This window comes from Streptomyces inhibens (genome assembly GCF_003389455.1).
In the GTDB taxonomy this organism is placed as follows: domain Bacteria; phylum Actinomycetota; class Actinomycetes; order Streptomycetales; family Streptomycetaceae; genus Streptomyces; species Streptomyces inhibens.
The window spans coordinates 1-1648 of sequence record NZ_QUAC01000290.1 but is presented as its reverse complement, the minus strand read 5'-3'; the positions used below and the strand labels follow the sequence as shown (position 1 = coordinate 1648).

5 protein-coding genes and 1 pseudogene are annotated in these 1648 nt (G+C 65.0%); 4 read left to right on the top strand and 2 right to left on the bottom strand.

All coding sequences use genetic code 11. From position 1 onward, the window contains the following. The first annotated feature begins 211 nt into the window (after positions 1 to 211). The 3 genes from DY245_RS47695 (at position 212) to DY245_RS32975 (ending at position 1030) form a co-directional block, all read left to right on the top strand. Positions 212 to 337: a hypothetical protein gene (locus DY245_RS47695; RefSeq protein WP_280525027.1), complete on the top strand. Its 126-nt coding sequence runs from the start codon at positions 212 to 214 to the stop codon at positions 335 to 337. Further along, positions 325 to 624, top strand: coding sequence for a phage tail protein (locus DY245_RS32980; RefSeq protein WP_342354238.1), 300 nt, complete (start codon positions 325 to 327; stop codon positions 622 to 624). Before DY245_RS47695 ends, DY245_RS32980 begins: the two co-directional genes overlap by 13 nt. 187 nt (positions 625 to 811) lie before the next feature. Beyond that, positions 812 to 1030, top strand: coding sequence for an EF-hand domain-containing protein (locus DY245_RS32975; RefSeq protein ID WP_128510833.1), 219 nt, complete (start codon positions 812 to 814; stop codon positions 1028 to 1030). 39 nt (positions 1031 to 1069) lie between these two features. Here the strand turns inward: DY245_RS32975 and DY245_RS47690 are convergent, their stop codons facing one another. Continuing rightward, positions 1070 to 1201 carry a hypothetical protein gene (locus DY245_RS47690; RefSeq protein WP_280525026.1) on the bottom strand — a complete coding sequence of 44 codons (132 nt, stop codon included), beginning with the start codon at positions 1199 to 1201 and terminating at the stop codon, positions 1070 to 1072. A gap of 25 nt (positions 1202 to 1226) precedes the next feature. Beyond that, positions 1227 to 1376: pseudogene (locus DY245_RS32970) on the bottom strand (lamin tail domain-containing protein); the annotation flags it as partial. A gap of 38 nt (positions 1377 to 1414) precedes the next feature. Between DY245_RS32970 and DY245_RS47115 the strand changes: the two are divergent. After that, positions 1415 to 1648, top strand: a 234-nt coding sequence (locus DY245_RS47115; RefSeq protein ID WP_342354237.1) for a helicase associated domain-containing protein, incomplete at its 3' end; no start/stop codon positions are given.

Genomic DNA, 1648 nt, shown 5'->3' with positions numbered 1-1648 from the left:
CAGGCTGGTAGTCACACACGAGCCAACGGGCGCCCTTCACCATGGTCGCGGCCAGCACAGACATCGGACTCACTCATCTAGGGCGTGTGCGATAGGTCCGCGGGAGCCGCGGCTTGTTCTGGAGTGACTCACGCGGGTGAACCTGTGCGTGGCTTGGCAGCCGAGAGGGGAGTCACTGTGTTGGTCACTGCTTGGGCCGAAAGGACACATCATGGCTCTCGGCGACACCGCCTCTACCAGCGTCTTCAGCGTCGAGCTGGGAAAGTTTCAGGTGGAGAGGGTGAAGTTGTCAGCGGGGTTGCGTACGGCGTTGAGGGCGTCGAAGTGGGAGGAGTGACCAAGGTTGGGGAGCAAGTCGTCAGGCCCACGCCAGGCAGTAGCAGGACTGCTGTGCTGTCGGCGGGCGATGGCTCTGGCGAAATCATGATCACACGCGGTGCGGACACCAGCGCCGCATTCACCGAGTGGGTCCGCAAGACCTCCGAACAGCAGGGGCCCGTTCAAGACGCTCCCAGCATCACGATCACTCAGCACGACGGTGCGAACAAGCCGATGGTCCGATACCACCTCGTGGACGCGTGGACCAGCAGCTGGCAAGGCCCGACGCTCGAAGAGGGAACGTGAGCCCGGCGACAGAGACCGTCACCATCACCTACGAGGAACTCACCATCGAGTGATCACGGCCGGCGGCAGCTTCACGGTCTTGGAACGAGCTCGGCCCGCAACACCAGGCAGGTTGGGCGCGCCCGCGTTGCTCCGGGCGGACGGATAATCTGGGCCCGTCAGCGAAGATCGCAGAAGGGCGGAGCACATGGCAGACATCGTGGAGACGGCGGCGCGGAAGGTCTTCGAGCGCTACGACGTCGACGGGGACGGCCAGGTCACCGCGGACGAATACCGGAAGGTCGTGGCGGAGTTGGAGGGCTCGGAGATCACCGAGTCGCAGGCCCAGGAGCTGATCGACTCGCTCGACACCAACGGCGACCGCCAGATGTCCTTCGAGGAGTTCTGGGCGGCCATGAATGGCTGACACTGCCGGGTCCGGCACGTGAACTGCGGACCCGGTTCGTCATCCCGCCGATTCCCGTGTGTGGTCGTCGCCGAACACTGCATCCGCCGGATCGCTGATGTCCCACAGGCTCCAGAAGAGGGGCGCGGTATGCGCGCCCTTGGGGCGCAGCACGAGCTGGCCCTGTTGCACTGGGCGGATGGGCCGGCTCGCTTGCTCAGTGGAAGGTGACGTAGCCGTTGCCGTCGTGGTCGTTTCCGCTCCTGGTGTAGGAGTGGACGTCGGCGCGGCTGCCGCCGGGCTTGTAGAGGTAGATGGTGTCGCGGTCGTTGTTCCAGATGACGTTGCAGTTGTCGCGGTAGACGACGTAGCCGCGCGGCATCCTGCCCGACATCCCAACCCGGCGTGCTGTTCGAAGGCGATGATCTGGGCAAATGGCTGGAGCGGCAGGCCGGCCAGTGGGCGCAGCTGTCGACGGAGCGGCAACAGCGGCTGTCGCAGCTGGGCATCGAGCCCGCTGAGTGGCTCTCTGTGGCCACGGCCAAGAAGAGCGCGGCTAGGGTCTGTTGCGAAAGTTGGTGGCCGGACTTCTGGATACCGTGGAATGCCCGGGCACACGCGGACGTTGATCACGTCATG